Origin of the sequence: Paenibacillus sp. FSL P4-0176 (assembly GCF_037975265.1) — a bacterium.
Taxonomy (GTDB): domain Bacteria; phylum Bacillota; class Bacilli; order Paenibacillales; family Paenibacillaceae; genus Paenibacillus; species Paenibacillus amylolyticus.
The window spans coordinates 2,004,686-2,025,219 of record NZ_CP150242.1 but is presented as its reverse complement, the minus strand read 5'-3'; the positions used below and the strand labels follow the sequence as shown (position 1 = coordinate 2,025,219).

The window sequence follows — 20,534 nt, the reverse complement described above, 5'->3', positions numbered from 1 at the left end:
TCTTCCTTTACGGCGAGATCATGAGACGGTTGTCTTCCTGATGGTCTTCAAAGATAATCCCGTCCTGCTTATATTTTTTAAGAATAAAATTCGTTTTGGTTGAAAGTACAGAGTCTATCGGAGACAGTTTCTCCGACACAAAATTAGCGACTTCACGCAGGTTGCCACCTTCCACTTCAACGAGCAGATCGTATGCACCGGACATGAGATATACGGACTTTACTTGCGGATAGAGATAAATACGTTCGGCAATCCCTTCAAAACCACGACCACGCTCCGGCGTGATCTGCACTTCAATCAGGGCCGTTACTTTTTCATCATCTATTTTGCTCCAGTTCACGACGGTTGCGTATTTCACGATGACGTGGTCTTGTTCTAGCTGTGCCACGGCGTTCTTGATCTTGTCTTCCGACTCCCCCAGCAGCGTCGACAGCAGTGCGGGAGTCCTTCTCGCGTCTTCCTTCAGCAGATCCAGAACTTTTAATTGCAGATCGTTCAAATCTTTCATGGTTTTCCCTCCAGCGTCATCCAGGTTCCTGAAAATGAATTAATACTTATATTACATGAATTTGACGTTGATGCATAGACAAAAGACCGCCTGCCCTGAATTCAGGCAAGCGGTGGTATGGTCCTGTAACGTTAGGTGCTTCAAACCTCTTTTGCAAAGGTTACATGTAATAAGGGTTACCGTAATTCGGTTGATGCTGAGACACATTAGGAGCTTGGCTATATGAACTGTTCTGCGTATTCTTTTCCTGAATGAATTGCTGACACTTTTGTTGGGTCTGGTGGGCGGACTGAATTTGCTTGTCCACGTCCTGACGAAGTGCCTTGGACGAGACAGAATACATGTTGTTTTGCTGCATCAGATTGAACAGTTCCCCTTGTAATCTTAGGGTATCGTTCGTCAGGTCTGTGAACATTCGACGTGTCATGGGGCAGGAAGCTTCCGTTGTCGCAGTCGTATATTCGCGCGAGGTTCGTCTTAAATCTGCAAGAATCGACTTCAGCAGATCCTGCTCCTGCATAAAAGCGCCATTAGATGATAAAGATTGAGAATACATGCGTTTTCCTCCTATACAGTTAGAGTTGTCTTCAATTACTGACTTGCGCCGGTGCAAGAGACTGATGTTGCTGCAGTGCATTGACAAGCGTGTTCAGATGTTGTTCATGTGAGCGAACATAGTGATTCAGAGCTTGTTGAATTTGTGGATTATGTGTGATGGAAGCTGTGGCTGCACACTGCTTAATCAGCAGTTCTTCATTGGTGATAGAGTCCGCAATGTAGTTCAATTCCTTGGGACTCAGCGCTTGCATAGTATGATTCTGCATGTTTCGATGGCCTCCTCGGCATAAAGTTTATGCGCAATTATTGTTAACCCGGTCACACAAAAGTATACAAATTTAAATTATAAAGGAGATGTTTCTAATGGATCTGGTCTATGGCACACCTTTCTGGCCCTCCACTTTCAATTCAACATTTAATTATTCTGCTCTGCAAGAAGACATCTCTTGTGACTGCCTCATCATTGGTGGGGGCATGGGGGGCGCATTGACATCTAAACTACTCACGGAACAGGGTGTTAACACTGTTGTGATTGATAAGCGAGACATTGCCAACGGCAGCAGTTCTGCCAATACAGGTCTTTTACAATACACCAATGACAAGACACTAACCTCATGTATCCACACTTTTGGTGAAGCAAAAGGCGTACGTTTTTATGAGCTTTGTCGTGAAGCCATGATACAACTTGCTCAAATTGCAGACAGCCTGGATACAGACCCTTGGTTTATCCCACGAACAAGTCTTTGTTTTGCGAGCAGTGAAGATGATGTGGCCCTATTGGAGGAAGAATATCAGACCTTGAAGCGTTATGGTTTTGAAGCTGAACTGTGGGATGCCGACAAAATAAGCCAGCATTTCCCCTTCAGCAAACCCGCTGCACTGTACACCATGGGAGATGCGGAAGTGAACCCCTATCGTTTTGTTCATGCCTTGTTTGAATCCGCCAATAAGCGTGGCGCTCGAATCTATGGTCAGACGGAGATGATACACTGTGATTACGATGAAGATGGTGTAGTCTGCCACACTGCCAACGGTAAAATCCGTGCCAAGAAAGTCATATTTGCTGCCGGTTACGAGACACAGGACATCAAAAAGGATCGCGGAGCCTATCTGAAAACGACCTACGCGATTGCTACCAAACCGTTGTCTGATCTTAGTGAATGGTTTGAACACAGCATGATTTGGGAGACAGCTCGCCCATATTTGTATATGCGAACAACACCGGACGGAAGAATCATCGCAGGCGGTTTGGATGAAGAAACTCCTCGAGAGGATCAACGTGAAATACGTTCAAAACACCGGGGAGATACACTATTGGAAGAGGTCCGTTCCTATTTCCCTTTAGATGATCTTGAAGTCGATTATGCCTGGGGCGCTGTGTTTGGTAATACGAATGATGGCCTCCCCCTGATCGGCACACATCCGGATTATCCGCATTCATATTTTGTAGAAGGGTATGGAGGTAACGGGACGGTATACAGCATGATTGCTGCTTCCTTAATTGTGGATGCTATTACTGGCAAACCAAACCCTGATATGGATCTGTTCTCACTCACACGTACAAGTAAACCATCTCCTGTATAACCAACAACTGAATCAATACAACTACAAATAGGGTACAGCACACGGAAAGTTCTCTTTCCCGCCGCTGTACCCTGTTTATATATTGGGAAGCCTGCTAAGCCGAGGGCTCTTGCCCTTCCGTTCGGTTCAATAACTTGCGCATAAAGATCCATCCAAATAGCGGAGAAGCGCCGAGGACAATAATAAGCCAGGTTAACATGCGTAGAGACGGAGCATTTAAGACCGTCACAATAAATATGGCCAACCCACATAGTCTGCCAAGCATCAGGCATAACTCTCTCAAAACGACAAGTTCAACCCTTTTCTCCACATTTTCGCCACTTGTGCCCATCATGTCGAATCCCGCTGATATCATCGGTAATACATATAACGGCATCGCAACAGCACTCCCAATCCCCATGATTAACAGCGTACCATAGGTCACTTTCCAGAGAAGAGGAAGAAGCACAACGAGCAGAATGAGGGCTCCAATGAACATGCCTTTTGATCTATACTGTGGTTTAAACCATTTCCCGGCTGCCCAATAACTTACTAGTGCCACAGCAGAAGTGATGAGTGAGAACTGCCCCAATTTGTACTCCTGTGCGGTAGCCAAATATACAAGCAGTGCAATCAGGAAGGCAAAGACACCTTCACGTGCACCCTGAGCGAATAAACCCAAGCCTAAGGTCCTCCAGGGACTATCCCGCTTGGATAGCTGTATCCAAGGTTCCGACCAGCGGTAAGTACCGCTCACCTTTCTTTTTTTCAGAAAAAAACTAAAAACTACTGCTATGACATAAATAACGAGTGATACCGTGAAGATGAGCCGATATCCTGTGTTGTCTGTCATGCGAGTAATAATCAGACCGGAGAACCATGGACCTATAATTCCTGTCATCGAACCAAGTAACCCGACCCAGCCATTGAATAAATCCCTGTTTGCCCGATCCGTTATTTCAAAATACACAACATTAAATGCAATCCAGAATAGCCCCAAGGAACAACCCAGTAGCATACCCAGAGGCCATATCCAGTCTACAGCTTTGGAACCAGCCCAGAGGACTATCATATAAAATATGCCGGACAGCGCAGTACCTAGTCGTAGTGCACTCATTTTATTGTGTTCCTTGACCCATTTGCCAGCAAGCCAGAATGTCAGTCCAATGGCCAGTTGCTGGCTGAGAGTGAACCACCCCAACATGGCATAATCCGGACGGCTTTTCCACAGAAACACATTCAAAAAGGTTCCCGACAACGCTCCGGCTAACGCAAACAATCCATTCACGCCCAAAAGCAGAATGGATTGTCGGCCTAAAGTAATCTTCATCTGCTCCTCCTTCATCCACCTGAAGTGAACTATGTACAGGTAGGTCTTAGGGTTAACGTGCCCCAAGCAAGAGGAAAACATGATGAATCTTCAGGATTGCTATGAAATTGGTTAGAGTCTCCGAAATGTTTATTCCTGCGTACTCAGGTTCTTGATCAGACGCAGACGATCTTCCTCAGACAGACTGTATTGAACTTGGAAACATCCCGAGCATACATAGGTCAATACTTTAAACGGTGATGCCAATAGTGACCCTTCGCCTGAAGCTGCGTTAGCAACTGGTGTGAAGTTATCCTGCGTTGCAGCTTGTGTACCTGCGAGAATCATGAATTCCCGGCAATTCGGGCACTCTGGTACTTCTTCCTGATGATCAAGTTGCTTCTGTACACCTTGTTCATACTGAATGAGATCATTACCTTCATCCGCGTATTTGGTTAACGTTCGCAACTCCGGCAATTTGAGTTCGACTTCATCCCCCCACAGATCCGAAAGATCCGTAGTCTGTTTCTCGTTCGTTACATCGTCTACATCATAGATGTCGTCCTCAGCTTCATCGTTCTCTTCATCATCGATGTTAATGTTGAGTGTACGGTATCCTTTTAACTCATTGTGACAATAAGGACACTCTTCTTCAGGACCGAGTTCCTCATCCCATACAATCTCCGTCTGACACCAAGGGCATACTGTTGTTTCCATATTGATCAACCTTTCTCTTTCATATAATCATGTATTCATTACATAGATGACACCGATGGCAAAAAACACGATCGATGCCGCAAACAGAATCCGTATCAATATCTTCATGACTGGTCCCCCTAGATAATGCTCGCGCCAATAACAAACGACAGCGAGACTGAAATAATCATGGATATCAATCCGACAGCTCGGTTATCCGATTCGATCTCCTTGTCAATGGAGAACACGGGTGTCAGGAATTCGAACAAAAAGTAGGCAATGAGCAGAAGGATAAACCCTACGAATGACCATGTCATGGCTTCATATACCGAAGATTTCGCTTGTATGCAGAACCGCAATACGTTGCAGATCCCGAAGATCTTACCTCCTGTAGCCATCGCAACGGCCACATTGCCCTTCTTGATCTCCGTCCAGCATTTATACTTGGTCACCAGTTCGAAGCAAGCCAGAAATACGAGCAGCTCCATAATCGCTACCGAGAAAAAACCGAGTACCATCCCCAAGGGATGAGACAGCAATTGGTCAATGCTTTCTATCACGCACCGTTCCCCTCTCCCATCTGCGACCTTCATGAATAAGGTCGCAGAATATCATTGATTCATGGACCGGCTATTCCAATTCTGCGACGGTCACACCGTTCCCGCCTTCTCCGTAATTGCCCAGCCGGTAGCTTTTAATATGTTTATGCTTACGCAGGTAATCCTGAATACCGGAACGTAAAATTCCTGTACCTTTACCGTGAATAATATAAACTTGGCCCAGGTTGGCAAGGAAAGCTTCATCAATGAACCGGTCTGTCTCCATCAGGGCTTCTTCCAGGTTGGTACCACGCAGATCCAATTCACTTTTCACATTGTCATCACGTGTACGTTTCATACCTGTTACCGGTTTTTGCTTTGGTTTGGCTGCGGGAGCCGATTGCTGCAGTTCCAGGTCATCCAAGGATACTTTCATTTTCATAATCCCCAGTTGTACCATAGCGTCTTTGCTACCCGCCATCTCTACAACATGGCCTTTTTGATTCAAACTGTAGACAAGCACTTCATCACCAGGACCGATAGCACGAGTCTTCGGCGCTGTTGCCGTCTTCTTGACCGTTTTTCTGCGTTTCTCCGGTTCAGCCTCGTCCAGCTGTTTGCGGGCAGCAATGAGTTTGTGCTCCTTCACAGAAGCACCTTCTTCCATAGCCAACAGGCGAAGATCTGCTATAATCTTCTCCGCTTCCGCGCGAGCCTTGTCCACAATGCTGCGTGCATCTTCTTCTGCTTTTTCAATCCGGCGATCACGCTGTTGTTCCAGCTTCTCCAGTTCGGTCTGATGACGACTGCGTAATTTCTCCATATCCTGGCGCAAGCTCTCTGCCTTCTCACGCTCTTGTTCGGCCGTAAGACGGTTCTCTTCAAGAGAAGCAATCATGTGCTCAATCCGTTGATCCTCTTCCTTCACTTCGCCACGGGCGTAGTCGAGAATGTAACCCGGCAGTCCCAGTCGCTCTGCAATGGCAAATGCATTACTTCGTCCAGGTACACCCACTAGAAGGCGATAGGTTGGACTCAGTGTGTTGATGTCAAATTCCATGCTGGCATTAATGACACCTTTACGCTCATATGCGTATGCTTTCAGTTCACTGTAGTGAGTGGTTGCAACCATGCGACATCCCGTCCGGTGCATATGCTCCAGCATGGAGATCGCCAGTGCGGAACCTTCAGCCGGATCTGTCCCTGCGCCAAGTTCATCAAGCAATACCAAACTTTTTGGTGTCATGTTTTTCAGAATGCGAATGATGTTGGTCATATGACTGGAGAAAGTACTCAGATTCTGCTCGATACTCTGCTCGTCCCCAATGTCTGCATAGATCGCATCAAATACACATAACTGACTGCCATCCTCAGCCGGAACAAATAAACCGGACATGGCCATCAGGCTCAGCAATCCAATCGTTTTGAGCGTTACCGTTTTACCACCCGTATTGGGACCTGTCACGATAATGGATGTGTAATCATTGCCCAACTCTATGTCAATTGGAACCACGTTTTCAATCGGAATCAGTGGATGACGGCCTTTCTTGAGCTTCAGGAACCCGCGGTCATTTATGCGAGGCAATGTTGCTTTCAGTTCACGAGCCAGACGTGCTTTGGCAAAGATAAAATCAAGTGATCCCAGCAAGTCGACATCATACAACAGCCACTCTCCCTGCTCACTGACAAGTGCCGTCAATTTCTGCAAAATAATTTCTATTTCGCGTTCTTCCCGAATCCGGGTTTCACGTAATTTGTTGTTCATTGCAACAATCGATTCCGGCTCAATGAACAATGTCGCACCCGAACCGGATTGATCGTGCACAATCCCGCCAAAGTACGAACGATATTCAGCTTTCACCGGGATAACAAAACGGTCTCCTCTGATGGTGATGAGCTGATCCTGAAGCATCTTGGATACGGTAGAGGATCGAATCATGGAATCCAGTTTTTCGCGAATCCGCGCTTCTCCGCCTCGCAGCTCACGACGAATCTGCGCCAACGTAACGCTTGCACTGTCGGCAACCTCTGCATTATCGTCAATACAGATTTTGATGGCATCCTCAAGCGTTTTTTGCTCTGACAGTTGATCACTGATATAGAACAAAGATTCGATGGGCTCATCTTCATGCAAAGTACCAATCTGACGTTTCAATCGCCGCGCTGCAAAGGTTGTATTGGATATTCCCAAAAGTTCGTGAGGGTTAAGTGTCCCTCCAATTTCAGCACGTTTGATGGAAGCCGTAATATCTACAATTCCCCCAAACGACGGTGAGCCTTTCAAGCGATCAAATGTGAAGGCTTCATCGGTTTGCTGCAGCAACCGCTTCACTTCTTCAAGTTCACTGCTTGGTTCAAGTTGCTCCGCTTTCTTTTTTCCCATGGTCGTCTGGGCAAAGCTAAGCAATGTATTTAAAATTTTGCGATATTCCAGTGTGTGTAAAATTTTCGTGTCCAAGTGTACAACTCCTTCCAAACTATATCTGTATTATAACGAAAGAAACTTTCTTACGCTATTTAACGAATCCTTCCACACATAACTTCAACAATAACACCACAAACTACAGGTGTCAGGATTGTGCAACCTCTCCATCCCCTTGGAGTTGCCCTGCTCAGTTCAATCCGAATAAAAGGAGGTAAACACCATGAATTTCCTGGGACATGTCGTGCGATTTGTCATCGCTGCAATTGTATTAATGGTGGTCAGCTGGATCGTTCCCGGATTCGCCGTTGGTGGCTTCTGGAGCGCTCTGTTGCTTGCTCTTGTCATTGCCCTGCTCGGCTGGATCGTTGAAGGTATCTTCGGCAAAAGAGTCAACCCGTTTGGTCGCGGTATTGTCGGATTTATCGTTAGCGCACTGGTGATTTGGCTTGGTCAATATGTTGTAGATCATGTTGAAGTCAGCCTGCTCGGTGCCATTCTCGCTGCGCTGGTTATCGGGATTATCGATCTCTTCATCCCGGTATCCACCCCTTTTGATGCCGGACGAAGCTCCAAAAGTTAGTCTCCACTTCACCTTAACGTCCCCATGTATTCTCCTAAACCTCTGAAGGCCCTGGGCCGGAAGGGGTTTATTTCATTCAGGCAGTGCACACGCTCTGCCGTACACGTACAATTTTCAAAAAAACGACATACGCAGCGTGTACAGGCATCCACATATTGCGGTATGATGACTGGAGCAATCATTCAAATTTTATCCATATCACGCTTTAAGGAGGCACATGATGAAGAAAGGCATAACATGGCTTGCTGCCTGTATGTTAATTCTGGTCCTCACTGCATGTGGAGGAGTGAAACAGTCCGCAGAATCTGGCAGCAATGGATCCGATGCGGATGCTGGAGTTACAGCCAGTGAAGAATTGGTCATCAAGGCGAGTAACTATGAATTCGATCAACCTGAGTACCATCTTAAAAAAGGCGTTCCCGTTAACATTGTTTATAAAAATGAAAACGGAAATCACGGTATCCTGGTGCCTGAGCTGAATCTTCAACTGGATACCAGAAATAGCTCCAAAGTCATAACCCCGGACAAAGTTGGTGAGTTTGAAATGTCCTGTTCTGTCTTCTGCGGTTCAGGACACAGCAGCATGATCTCCAAAATTATCGTTGAAGAATAGTATTCAAGACAAGGAGCCCCCGCAGCGACGGGAGCTCCTTCTTTAGTATAACAAATTGTACCAGAGTACGTTGCCCACGAGCCAGTTCTGCTACATTCATTCCGCTAGGTCTGGTCCTGTTCAATCAATTCAATCCATTCGTTATATTCCGTCTGCAATTTTGTATATTCATCATGCAACTGACGATATTCCGTGTTCAGCTGCTCTGCCTTCTCCTGCTCCATTTCACGTTCAACCTGTAACAAACGTAATTGATTGGCCGCTAGTTCGTAACGCTCCCCCATCTCAAGCAGTTCAGTTTCCATGATCTCTTTCTCTTGGGTCGCTTCTGCACGTAACTTGTCCAGCTGCTGTCGTTCTTGCTCCAGTCCCTCCAGCAACTCACTACTTGCAGCACTTTCTCTCTTCCAAACCGTTAGTTCATTCTCAAGTGCAGCCCAGCGTTCCTGCCAAGATTGTTCCTGAGCCGCCCATTCATCTGCACGGCGTTGCCATACCTGGTCGTTCTGCTCTGCTTGTTCAACGCTTGAGCGGAGTTTTTCTTCACGTCTTGTCAACTGCTCCAGACGGGATGCCAACTCGGTCTGTTTGGCTGATAGTTCTTCGTATTTGATCTGCCATTCCAACGCTTCTTCCTCAGTCTGGGCTAGCCGGCTCTCTTGCTCCGAGTAGCGCTCGGAAAGTTTAGCTGAAGACTGTCTTGCTTCTTCAAGTGCGCTCACAAGCTCTTGTTTCTCCTTGCTCAATTCATCCAGCTTGGAACTGTAATTCTCTTCCCGTTGTAATGCATCACTGTAATCGTTACGGATTTGTTTATAGTTATCCTGAAGTCGGTTCAGCTCTTCCCGAACAACATTTAGCTCAACTTCAAGCTGATTACGTTTCTCTTCCAAAAGCTCTGCATCCTTCTGGTATTGTACAGCCTCTTCATGGTTGAAACGAGACTCTTCCTTCACCACGGACAATTCATCATGAAGGGATTGCACACCAGACTCCAACGTTTCATTTTGTTCAGCAACTTCAAGAATCTGATTCTCCAGGTCTCCGATCTCAGCCAATCGCTGCTCAGCAAGATCCTTCAAGGACTGCTCACGTTCCGTAAGCGTGCCGATCTCATTCTGCAATGTACGCACCGCAGCATGAGCCTGTTCAAGCACTTTTTGCAGTCTGCGCTGTTCCTCTTCCGACTTCACTTCAGCCTCACGAAGCTTTTGGGCTTCCTGTTCAAGCTGTGCATGTTGCTCCTGAAGTTTGCGTAGCTGTGCTGTGAGAGAGGTTTCTCTACCCACAGTTTCATTATACTTCTGCTTCCATTGTTCCTGTGAATCACGGGATTGCTGGGCAGCCTGTTCCGTTTCACGCAGTAGCTCCTGCAACTGGGAACGGTCCTCTTTCAACTGCTCCAGTTGTTGCTCCAGTTCCGTAATTCGGCGAGTCTGAACTTCCTGCTCCTGTTTACGGACCCCATGCTCATGACGTAACGATTCCAATTGACCACGCTCGTGCTGAAGCTGCTGTTCTTGCTCTGCAACCATGTCCTGTGCACTGATGAGCTGGGTCATCACTTCTTCTAATTGCTCTTCGACATCTAATAGTCGAGTCTCCGCCTGTTTACGTTGGTCCTCAAGTTGCTGCTTGAGCTTGCCCTGTTCTTCTTGCAACAAGGCCTCTGCCGCCGCTTCGGCTTCTTTTGCCTGGGACGCTGCTGCTTCCTTGGCTTGCTGCAATTGTTCCTCGAGGGCTGCTTCTTTCTCCATCCATTCGAGTTCCAACTGCTCGGATAACGCCTTGAACTCCGCATTCAACTGATTTATCTCAGTCAGGCGCTTCTGCTCCGCTTGTTCCTGCAAGTCAGCCCGTTCCTGATTCGCCTGATCCGTGAGCTCTTGTGTCTGTTGCAGCGCTTTTTCTTCAGCCTGTTGAAGACGAAGTTCCATCTGTTGCTGAAGTTCGTTATATTGCAGCGCTGCCTCTTCCTGAGCTTTCTTCAGATTGCTCTCTGCCTGCTCTAACTCAGACAAAATCGCCGACTCGGCTTCTTCCTTGGCTGTCTGAACCTGCTGCGCAGCTTTGGCTTCAATCTGTTGACGTTCTGCAACGGCACGGCTTTCGGCTTCTTTTAATTGAGCTGCAGTCTTGTCCTGCAACTCTTTATATTGCGCCGCAGCTTTGGCCTGCGCCTGCTGCAATTCGGCTGCAGAACGGTTCTGAGCTTCTTTGAGCTGGGAAGCAGCCTGTGCCTGTGCATTTTTAATCTGGTTAGCCGCTTTCTCTTCCATTTCCTTCAGCTGTTTCGTTCCCTTGGCTTCTGCTTCCTTCAGTTGTGCCGTTGCTTGGGCCTGCAATTTCTGCACTCGCTCCGTTGCTTGAGCGCGTTCTTGCTCCAGCAGCTTATTCAACTTGGCTATTTCTGAATTTTTGTCCGATTCGGACTTTTGCAACGCCTGCTCTGCTTCAATCTTCAGCTGTTGCAAATCAGCAAGAGCCTGGTCACGCCGTTCCAATTCTTGTTGATGTTCATTTTGTATGGCGTTTAACCGATTCAATTCGTTTCTCAGTTCTGTACGTTCTCCAGTGAGCATCTTCAGTTCATTACGGATTTCCTGAGTCTGAAGAGACTGTTCAGCCATATGTACAGCCGCCAGTACCGCAATACGCGGAGTATCCAGACGGGAATTTTGCTTGGAGATCGCGCCCATACGCTCATCTACCAGGTTAGCTACTTGTTTCATATAGTCGGCACTGCTGCCAACCAGTTTATAGGAAGTCCCGTAGATCTCTACGGTGACGCGTGTACGATCAGGTGTAGTCACAGTTGTGCCCTCCTTCAAGTCTGTATGTTGATTCTAAGCTGTAATCACAAAAAAGTCACATCGATCCTCTAATGCTAAGGATTCGATGTGACTTCAAACAATTCCTGCTAATCTTTGTTCAAAAAATCTTCTTTTGTCCTATTTACGCAATTCCGCTCCGAATTGCTCTTCCAGACGAGCCACTACACGGGCATGAACTTCAGTAACTTCCTCATCGGTGAGTGTACGTTCACGATTCCGGTATACCAGTGCCATCGCCACGCTTTTCTTGTTTTCACCCAGTTTACTACTAGTAAACACATCGAACACCTGTACAGTTTGTAACAATTCACCCGCCGATTCACGAATGGTGCGCAGCATATCTCCTGCTTCAATATCCTCATTCACAACAACCGCGATATCACGTTCCATGGCTGGGAAACGCGGAAGTTCACGATAACGAATGTCAGCGTCTGCTTCATTATAGATCGATTCAAGTGCAATCTCTGCGATGTACACATCATTCAGATCATACTGCTGTTGCAGTTCCGGATGCAATTGACCCAATGTACCGATCAATGTGTCTTCTCCGCCATCCTTCCCTTCCAAATAAACCGATGCAGAACGTCCCGGGTGGAATCCTTCAGGGCTGTTTGCTACCAAGCGAATGCGTTGTTCAAGCCCCACATAGGCGAACAGATGCTCAAGAGCACCTTTCAGATCGAAGAAGTCTACTTTCTCCGCTCCAACATTCCATTGCTGGCTTGCACGATTTCCGGTGAGCAGCAAGCCCAGTACCGGAATCTCATGTGGTTGCTTGGTCAACTGATCTTCTTCAGTGAAGAACACATTGCCCACTTCAAATACAGCCAGTGAATCCTGTTTACGGTTCATGTTATACACCGCTGCATCCAACATTTGCGGCAAAATACTCGTACGAAGCACACTGCGGTCCTCACTCATAGGCATCGCGAGTTTCACGGCTTTACTTCCTTGTGTCAATGCCGGGAACAATGTCGCTTTATCCGGGTGCACAAAGGAGTAACTGATCATTTCCTGCCAGCCACTGCCTGAGAGCAATCCACGAATGGTGCGACGCATCGCTTGAGAACGTGTATATGCCCCTGGAGTCGTCGGTCCTTCAATCCATGTGGTTGGAATGTTGTCGTATCCGTACAGGCGTGCAATCTCTTCAAACAAGTCTACATCGAGCGTAATATCCCCTCTGCGTGTTGGCACTTCCACATCCAGTAATCCTTGATCAGCATCACCACATGCAAAGTGCAAGCGAGCGAAGATCGTTTTTACCTCAAGCAAAGACAGATCAGTTCCCAGATAACGATTCAGTCGGTCCAGCGACAATTGAATTACACGTTTCTCCGCAGCCTCTACTCCAGCTTCCACGATTCCCTGGTGCACTTCACCTTCAGCATAACGCTGAATCAGTTCAGCCGCACGATCCAAAGCCGTAATCACCGCACCCGGGTCTACTTCCTTCTCAAAACGCATGCTTGCTTCGGAACGCAGCCCCAGTTGGCGCGACGTTTTCCGAACGGTTCCGCCATCGAACTTGGCGGATTCCAGCAACAGATTCACCGTGCCTTCCGATACCTCGGAATTCTCGCCACCCATAACCCCAGCGATGGCTACAGGTTTCACGCCGTCCGTGATGAGCAACATGTGCGGCTCCAGCTTGCGCTCTTGTCCATCCAGCGTAACAATCGTTTCGCCTTCGTTGGCCATCCGCACTTCAATATGGCCCTTTTCCAGTTTATCCGCATCAAATGCATGTAGCGGTTGACCGTATTCCAGCATGACATAGTTCGTGATATCAACGATGTTATTGATTGGGCGAACACCTGCCGCCATGAGACGGTTTTGCATCCACAGCGGGGAAGCACCCAGCTTAATGCCAGTTACATAACGAGCTGCATAGTGAATGCATTGCTCCTGTGCCTTGATCTCTACAGAGATATGATTCGCGGCTGCATCACCAATTTCAACCAGTTGGTCTTTGGGACTTGGCAGCTTCACTTCACGACCCAGAATGGCACCCACTTCATAAGCTGCACCACGCATGCTGAGACAGTCGGAACGGTTTGGTGTCAGGTCCAGTTCAAGCACATGATCGTCGAGACCAAGAACCTGGCTGATTGGCGTGCCAACCTCCGTTTGTTCCGGCAGAACGAGAATACCTTCCTGCTGATCTTTCGGCAACAATTTGTCGTTCATGCCCAGCTCTTTGGCGGAACAGATCATGCCAAGGGAGACAACACCGCGCAGTTTGGCTTTTTTGATATCCAATCCACCAGGGAGCTTCGCTCCAACAAGGGCTACGACTACTTTTTGGCCTGCATCCACATTTTTCGCACCACACACGATCTGCAGATCTTCTTCCTGGCCGGCATCGATGACACATACATTCAGTTTGTCTGCATCAGGGTGTTTCTCCTTGCTTTTCACATAACCTACAACAACTTTATTCACGCCCTTGTTGCGGTTCTCCACTACATCAATTTCGACACCCGCACGGGTGATTTTCTCCGCCAATTCCTGTGGCGTCACACCTTCAAGGGAAATATAATCAGACAGCCAATCTGTCGATACTCTCATGGACGTTCACTTCCTTCATCTATAAATTGGTGTTCCCGGTTCATTCGCTTGCTCTATATGGTCAATATTTCTTGTCTTAAAGTTACAGCCGTCCGAATTGCTTCAGGAAGGTCAGATCGCTATTGTAGAAGTGACGGATATCATCGACACCATACTTCAGCATCGCGATACGCTCTACGCCCATACCAAATGCGAAACCACTGTATTTCTCCGGATCATAACCACCCATTTCCAGTACTTTCGGGTGAACCATACCGCCGCCCAAAATTTCAAGCCAGCCTGTTTGCTTACATACGCGACAGCCGCTGCCGCCACATTGTACACAGGTTACATCCACTTCTGCACTTGGCTCTGTGAACGGGAAGAAGCTTGGACGCAGACGAATTTCTGTGTGGGAACCGAACATTTCGCGCACGAATTGCAACAGGGTTCCTTTCAGATCGCTCATACGAATGTTTTCGCTGATGACCAAACCTTCAACCTGATTGAATTGGAAAGAGTGCGTCGCATCGTCGTCATCACGGCGGTATACTTTACCTGGGCAGATGACTTTGACAGGCACTTCGCCCTTCATGCTCTGCATGGTACGTACTTGAACCGGAGATGTATGGGTACGCATCAACAAGTCTTCGGTAACATAGAAGGAATCCTGCATATCGCGCGCCGGGTGATTTTTCGGCAGATTCAATGCTTCAAAGTTGTAATAATCCATTTCGACTTCAGGACCTTCCGCAACGCGGTATCCCATACCGATGAAAATATCTTCGATCTCCTGTACCACTTTGGTCAGTGGATGCAGTCCGCCTTGACGTCCACGACGTCCTGGCAGAGTCACATCAATTTTCTCGGATTGCAGACGCTTCGCCGTCTCTTCCTTCTGGAACTGATCCTGCTTGCTGTCGATGACTTCCTCAATGGCAGCCCGAACATCATTGGCCACTTGACCAATAACTGGACGTTCCTCCGCACTAAGTGCACCCATACCACGCAAAATTTCAGTCAATGCACCCTTTTTCCCCAAATACTTTACACGCAGATCACTGAGCGTCTGCGGATCATTCACACCAGACAACTGCTCCAGCGCTTCGATCTTCAATGCCTCTAAACGTTCTTTCATGTGTAATTGCCCCCTTTTTGTGGTGTTTTTGCAACAAAAAAAGGCCTTCTCTCCCCTGAAGGGACGAAAAGACCGTGGTACCACCCTTGTTAGACATCCATTGCTGCGTGGCCCTTCTGGCCTGCAACTGGTTCTGTCTCACTTTGTACGGAATAACGACCGTTAACCGTTTGCCCCTACTGTTGCCTCTGTGTCTGCACACAAACAGGTTCAGGGAACCGCTTCGGAGTGAATTTCGGCAGCCTTGTTCTACAGAAACGCTCTCAATCTACGGCGCTTCCTCCCTGTCCAGAGGCACTGCTTACTTATCTCCATCATCACGTTTGCTTAGTTTACCCATATCGATGTAATCATCGATGATCGTTCATAATTATATGCAAAATAGATCGAAATAGCAAGCCGTCCATATTCTAATTTATGCTTGCACCCTTATCTTTCAATTGTTTCAGGCGCTGCTGGATTTCGCGAATCTCAGCTGCCTCGACTGCTCGCTCATTCGAATGCTCGGGCTGTGTCAGACTGTCTTTTCCAACAGTGCTCACAGGAGACAGCAACTCCGATAGGCGCATCTCCAATCGTAACCGCTCGTCATCGGATTCCCGGGTCTCCAGCGCCACCTCCCGAAGTTTGGTGGACTGCTCCCAATCCGACACACCTCCTTCAAACAGAGTTGCTGTGCCGCCAGCCTCCAGATCGCATAACCGATTCGCGAGTGACTTCGTCAGCATCCGGTCATGGGATACAAGCACCAAAGCACCTGAAGCCTGTTTTAATACATTTTCCATGACTTCCTGGGTATCGATGTCCAGATAGTTCGTTGGTTCGTCCAGCACCAGCAGATTGGCTCCGCCAAAGTACAGTCTCAGAAATGCCACTCTGCACTTTTCCCCCATGCTCAAATCCCCAATGCGCTTGAATACATCATCTCTGGAAAATAGGAAACATCCCAGAATGGTACGTGCCGCACTTTGTGTCATGGATGGAAGAGTAAGCAAGCTGTCCAGCAGCGTCTGATTCTCGGGGAGCCCTTCCAGCTCCTGTGAAAAGTAACCGATTTTCAGCTGTGGATGCCGGGTGACCTTGCCTTGCGAAGGTTCCAGTTCACCAATCATCAACTTCAGCAGTGTTGTCTTGCCCGTTCCATTAGGACCTCGTACAGCAAGCCGATCTCCACGTTCCACAGCAATCCGAAGATCGCGCAGCAATGGTTTGTCGCCCGTATATGAAAAACTCACCTCTTCCAGCGCAAGCAGCTGGCGTGCAGCCAGTGGATTCATCTGTAATTCCATGTTCAACTTTGCAGCTTCACGAGGTTTATCCACCCGTTCCCGCTCTAAACGTTCCAGCTGTTTTTGTTTCGCATGGTAACGTGAAATATTTTTGTTGGCTTTGGCTTTGTAGAAACTCTGGGTGATCTTCACCTCCACATCAGTCGCCGAATTATGCGCTTTATGGAACCATTCCTGATAATTTCGAATCGTTTCTTCCAACGCCTTACGTTCCAATTCCTGCCTGCGGTAGATCGTTTCCTGTTCGCGTAATTCACGCTCTTTGTGGATCTTGTAGTCGGAGTAACCTCCCTTGTATTTGGTCAGGGCATCTGGACTGAACTCAATGACTCCTGTTGCTACCTGATCAATAAACGTACGATCGTGTGATACAAATAACAGCGTACCTTCATATGAGGATAACCACTCTTCCAGCCAGCGCATGCTTCCCTCATCCAGATGATTTGTCGGTTCATCCAGGATCAGGAATTTGGGTTTGCTGACAAGTAGCCCCGCCAAACGAGCCTTTGTTTTTTGTCCACCACTCAAGGAATGATAGAGTCTATTCCAATGCTCTGCGGATAATCCAAGGCGAGTCAGTACTTTCTCTACCTCAGTCTCCCACATATAACCGTTCAACTGTTCATATTGCTCCATCACTTGTGTATAAGCTGCAAGCAGCTCTTCATCCGCTTCAGTGCTCATGCTCAACCGTTGTTCCAGTTCTTCCAAGTTCCGTTTCACTTCATAGATCTGACCGCTCTCACGGCGGACCGCATCCAGTACATTCATCCCGGTCTCAATCTCCGAGCGCTGGCGCATGAACCCCCATTCCTGCTGAGGGATATGACGTTCAATCCGTCCACCACCATGCTCCTCACCCAAAATGATGCGTAACAACGTTGTCTTGCCGCATCCATTGCGACCCAAAATGGCGAGTCGTTCGCCCTCATTAATCTCCAAATTCAATCCTGTAAACAATTCAATACCGTTCCACTCTTTTGATACTTCATGTAAGCGTACCAATGTCATCATGAGGCCTCATCCTTCCTGCATCCTTTTTGCTGAACAAAAAAAACCGCTGGCATCAGCCGGCGGTTTGGCAATTCAGGGTTGGATCAAGTATTCAAAGACAGATCTAAGGTAAGCTACGGCATGAACAAAGAAACCCAAAATACAGGGTACACGTAAACCTCAATGGCTTACTTGCTCCATACCTTTTCCCATAGCTGAATTTGGACACACGAATCCCCTCATTGCTCAGCCGCTCTGGCTGACTGCGTCATAAAACCGTCTGCAGTTAACTGGGGTTCAATTCATGTGTTTTACTTCATGGGACGTATGGTTACCTCTCATTCATGTGTAGTATCAATTTCTCCGTTATTGTACCAGATCATTGTAAAAAAGCAAAGGGTATATACATTAAACTAAAGAATACTTACTTACTCGCCACTCCGAAGACAGAACAATCTTCTGATCGCTGTTACCACGAGATTTCTTTTAAGGTAATAGAAAAAAGCCCCTGCATCGCAAGGGCTCCGGTACTGCTTCATTAAGCGGGTGATGGGAATCGAACCCACGCTATTAGCTTGGAAGGCTAAAGTTCTACCATTGAACTACACCCGCATGATTGAAGATTTATTGTTAAGTTCCTTAGGAATTCAACAGTGATTTTACAAATAATAATATACCATGATCCTCTATAGCATGCAAGTCATATTTTCCATTTTTTTCATTACGCATCCATCAAAAAAAAGCAGGAGCACCCTCGCGCCCCCGCTGTTCCCTATCCTGTAGGCTTATCCACATCTCTCAAAAACTGCTTTTCAAATTCAGCGGCTTTAATCGGTTTGCTAAAGAAATAACCCTGAGCCTCGTGACAGTGTTGATTGCGAAGAAAGACCATCTGATCTTCGTTCTCCACGCCCTCAGCTGTGACTTTCAGTTGTAAATGATGCGCCATTGAAGTGATGGTAGATACAATCGCGGCGTTATTGCTGTCCTCCATGACTTCATTCACGAATGAACGGTCAATCTTGAGCCGATCAATTGGCAGATCCTTCAGATAGTGCAACGAGCTGTATCCCGTTCCAAAATCATCGATACTGATATGCACACCAATTTCTTTGATTTTGCGCAACTGTTCGAATGACCGGTCTTTATCAAATGTCATGCTCTCTGTAATCTCCAGTTCAAGCCATACAGGCTCTAGTCCCGTCTCTTTGAGAATGCCATTGATATTGTCCAACAAATGGGAATGCCTGAATTGTCTCATCGACAGATTCACCGAAACACACAGTTTACGATAACCGGCTTCCTGCCACTGTTTGTTCTGTGCACACGCTTCACGAAGCACCCATTCACCAAGTGGCACAATGAGCCCACTCTCTTCTGCCAGAGGAATAAAGTCCGCCGGAGATACCGAGCCTCGCTGCGGATGCTGCCAACGCACCAAGGCTTCCATGCCAACGATTAGCCCACTTTGCAGATTAACCTGCGGCTGGTAGACCAGGTAGAACTGACCTCGATCCAACGCCTTGCGCAGATCATTCTCAAGCTGCAAACGCTCCTGTGCCTTCATCTGCATCGCATGGGCAAAACGATTCAGTTCCATTCCTTGTTCCTTAGCACTGTGCAAAGCCGTATCGGCATTCTGAATAATCTCCAGTGGTGACTCCCCATCATGTGGGAAAATGGCCATCCCAATTCCAAGTGTCAGATGATACTCATTGCCATCAACCAAGACGGGCTTCTCAAAAAGTTGCAAAATGGATCTTGTCCGACGCAATGCTGTATCGGTTGAACTGAAATCTGTCATCGTTAATGCAAACTCATCTCTTCCCAGTCCAAAGACTTCTTCTCCTGGAAGTGACAATTGTTTCAGTCGTTGACCTACCTGACGCAAAACACGGTTAGCTGCTTGCTGTCCGAGCGAATCATTAATGGTCTTGAACCGATTAATATTCAGGACCAATACACCAACAAGCTGTTCCTGCACCACGGCATCATCCATCATCTTTTTCAACTGCTGTGAAAGCCGACGACGGTTTGGAAGTCCCGTTACATCATCATGATGAGCAATATAGTTCATCTTGGCTTCCGCGACCTGCTGTTGCAGGAAAGGTGTGTCCACTACGGACGTATACAGCCCTTTTTGAATGAAAAAATATGCCATACAATTACTCAGCAATCCTAATAACAGATTGAGATCGTTCACCCCAGTTGCTGAAACAAAATAACATTCACCAAAAAAGAAACACAGAATGCCACATAGAATGGTTGGTAAATCACCGTCTTTGGTTTTTTTCCATTGTACAAACAAAAGAACTGCAATAATGCCATAGAGCAATCCAACCATAAGATGAACTCGAGTGAAGATACCACCAAGCACTTCCCCATCAAGCATACTCGGCAACATGCTCCATTCCTGAATAGCCAGTATATACAAAATAACAAAGGTACCCAATGTCCCACTTAAAAGTAAGAATTTGCGTGGTAATGCAAATTCTTTCTCATTTAAGGTATACACGAGCAGTAAACCTACGGAACATACCAAAGATCCCATGGTTGACATCATTAAGGAGAACTCCGATTCCATCATGGCTCCATTTGGAATCTCTTCTGCAAATGAAACGATATGAACCAGTTCAAACAGACCAATCAATAAAAAGAGTGTTGTCAATAATGTCCTCCGAAGCGTTAGCTTCTGTGTCCGAAACAACCAGCTTTGATTATAGATGCCGATACAAGCCGCTACCGCAGCAAATCCACCCAAGAGTGTCAAAACCGGGTAACCCGATATGATCAGATCAGAGCTTGAAGAAGAACGAAACCATTGACTTGCGAGGAAACATAATAAGCCGCCCACAGCGACCCAAATTATTTTTCTCTGATCTTGCAGATTAACCTTCATGCCGTGTTTTCCTTCCCGGGATCACCTATCCTGAATTACA

15 protein-coding genes and 1 tRNA gene are annotated in these 20,534 nt (G+C 47.1%); 3 read left to right on the top strand and 13 right to left on the bottom strand.

Translation table 11 applies throughout. The features are described 5' to 3' along the window. Nucleotides 1-7 precede the first annotated feature (7 nt). From MKY95_RS09450 to MKY95_RS09440, 3 genes are all read right to left on the bottom strand, one after another. Nucleotides 8-508 carry an Lrp/AsnC family transcriptional regulator gene (locus MKY95_RS09450; protein ID WP_024628343.1) on the bottom strand — a complete coding sequence of 167 codons (501 nt, stop codon included), beginning with the start codon at nt 506-508 and terminating at the stop codon, nt 8-10. A gap of 160 nt (nt 509-668) precedes the next feature. Next, nucleotides 669-1,064, bottom strand: coding sequence for a spore coat protein (locus tag MKY95_RS09445; protein WP_017689630.1), 396 nt, complete (start codon nt 1,062-1,064; stop codon nt 669-671). 31 nt (nt 1,065-1,095) lie between these two features. Then, nucleotides 1,096-1,332 carry a hypothetical protein gene (locus MKY95_RS09440; protein WP_036610100.1) on the bottom strand — a complete coding sequence of 79 codons (237 nt, stop codon included), beginning with the start codon at nt 1,330-1,332 and terminating at the stop codon, nt 1,096-1,098. 97 nt (nt 1,333-1,429) lie between these two features. Between MKY95_RS09440 and MKY95_RS09435 the strand changes: the two genes are divergently transcribed. Next, nucleotides 1,430-2,650, top strand: a complete 1,221-nt coding sequence (locus MKY95_RS09435; RefSeq protein WP_339198400.1) for an FAD-dependent oxidoreductase — start codon at nt 1,430-1,432, stop codon at nt 2,648-2,650. A gap of 94 nt (nt 2,651-2,744) precedes the next feature. Here the strand turns inward: MKY95_RS09435 and MKY95_RS09430 are convergent, their stop codons facing one another. The 4 genes from MKY95_RS09430 to MKY95_RS09415 all read right to left on the bottom strand — a co-directional run bounded on the left by MKY95_RS09430 (nt 2,745) and on the right by MKY95_RS09415 (nt 7,631). Further along, on the bottom strand, nt 2,745-3,959 hold the full coding sequence (locus MKY95_RS09430; protein WP_339198396.1) for an MFS transporter: 1,215 nt from the start codon (nt 3,957-3,959) through the stop codon (nt 2,745-2,747). A 129-nt stretch (nt 3,960-4,088) separates the two neighbouring features. Continuing rightward, nucleotides 4,089-4,655 carry a hypothetical protein gene (locus MKY95_RS09425; protein ID WP_036669791.1) on the bottom strand — a complete coding sequence of 189 codons (567 nt, stop codon included), beginning with the start codon at nt 4,653-4,655 and terminating at the stop codon, nt 4,089-4,091. A gap of 119 nt (nt 4,656-4,774) precedes the next feature. After that, on the bottom strand, nt 4,775-5,227 hold the full coding sequence (locus MKY95_RS09420; protein WP_081745925.1) for a DUF350 domain-containing protein: 453 nt from the start codon (nt 5,225-5,227) through the stop codon (nt 4,775-4,777). A 37-nt stretch (nt 5,228-5,264) separates the two neighbouring features. Then, nucleotides 5,265-7,631, bottom strand: coding sequence for an endonuclease MutS2 (locus MKY95_RS09415; protein WP_339198394.1), 2,367 nt, complete (start codon nt 7,629-7,631; stop codon nt 5,265-5,267). 187 nt (nt 7,632-7,818) lie between these two features. Here MKY95_RS09415 and MKY95_RS09410 point away from each other — a divergent pair, with 187 nt between their 5' ends. Together MKY95_RS09410 and MKY95_RS09405 are read left to right on the top strand one after the other, a co-directional pair. Further along, on the top strand, nt 7,819-8,178 hold the full coding sequence (locus MKY95_RS09410) for a phage holin family protein (protein ID WP_036610114.1): 360 nt from the start codon (nt 7,819-7,821) through the stop codon (nt 8,176-8,178). A gap of 220 nt (nt 8,179-8,398) precedes the next feature. Then, nucleotides 8,399-8,791: a cytochrome c oxidase subunit II gene (locus tag MKY95_RS09405; protein WP_047842258.1), complete on the top strand. Its 393-nt coding sequence runs from the start codon at nt 8,399-8,401 to the stop codon at nt 8,789-8,791. A gap of 104 nt (nt 8,792-8,895) precedes the next feature. Here the strand turns inward: MKY95_RS09405 and MKY95_RS09400 are convergent, their stop codons facing one another. From MKY95_RS09400 to MKY95_RS09375, 6 genes are all read right to left on the bottom strand, one after another. Continuing rightward, nucleotides 8,896-11,604: a hypothetical protein gene (locus MKY95_RS09400; RefSeq protein ID WP_339198391.1), complete on the bottom strand. Its 2,709-nt coding sequence runs from the start codon at nt 11,602-11,604 to the stop codon at nt 8,896-8,898. Between the two features lie 138 nt (nt 11,605-11,742). After that, nucleotides 11,743-14,196 (bottom strand): phenylalanine--tRNA ligase subunit beta, encoded by a 2,454-nt coding sequence (pheT, locus tag MKY95_RS09395; protein ID WP_339198387.1) that lies wholly within the window; start codon nt 14,194-14,196, stop codon nt 11,743-11,745. An 82-nt stretch (nt 14,197-14,278) separates the two neighbouring features. Continuing rightward, the gene (pheS, locus tag MKY95_RS09390; protein WP_047842255.1) at nt 14,279-15,313 is read right to left on the bottom strand and encodes a phenylalanine--tRNA ligase subunit alpha; all 1,035 of its coding nucleotides are present in this window, start codon (nt 15,311-15,313) and stop codon (nt 14,279-14,281) included. Between the two features lie 410 nt (nt 15,314-15,723). After that, nucleotides 15,724-17,616, bottom strand: a complete 1,893-nt coding sequence (abc-f, locus tag MKY95_RS09385; protein WP_339198384.1) for an ABC-F type ribosomal protection protein — start codon at nt 17,614-17,616, stop codon at nt 15,724-15,726. A 520-nt stretch (nt 17,617-18,136) separates the two neighbouring features. Beyond that, nucleotides 18,137-18,207 (bottom strand) — tRNA-Gly (locus MKY95_RS09380). A gap of 160 nt (nt 18,208-18,367) precedes the next feature. Beyond that, on the bottom strand, nt 18,368-20,494 hold the full coding sequence (locus MKY95_RS09375; protein ID WP_076318305.1) for an EAL domain-containing protein: 2,127 nt from the start codon (nt 20,492-20,494) through the stop codon (nt 18,368-18,370). Nucleotides 20,495-20,534: the final 40 nt, after the last annotated feature.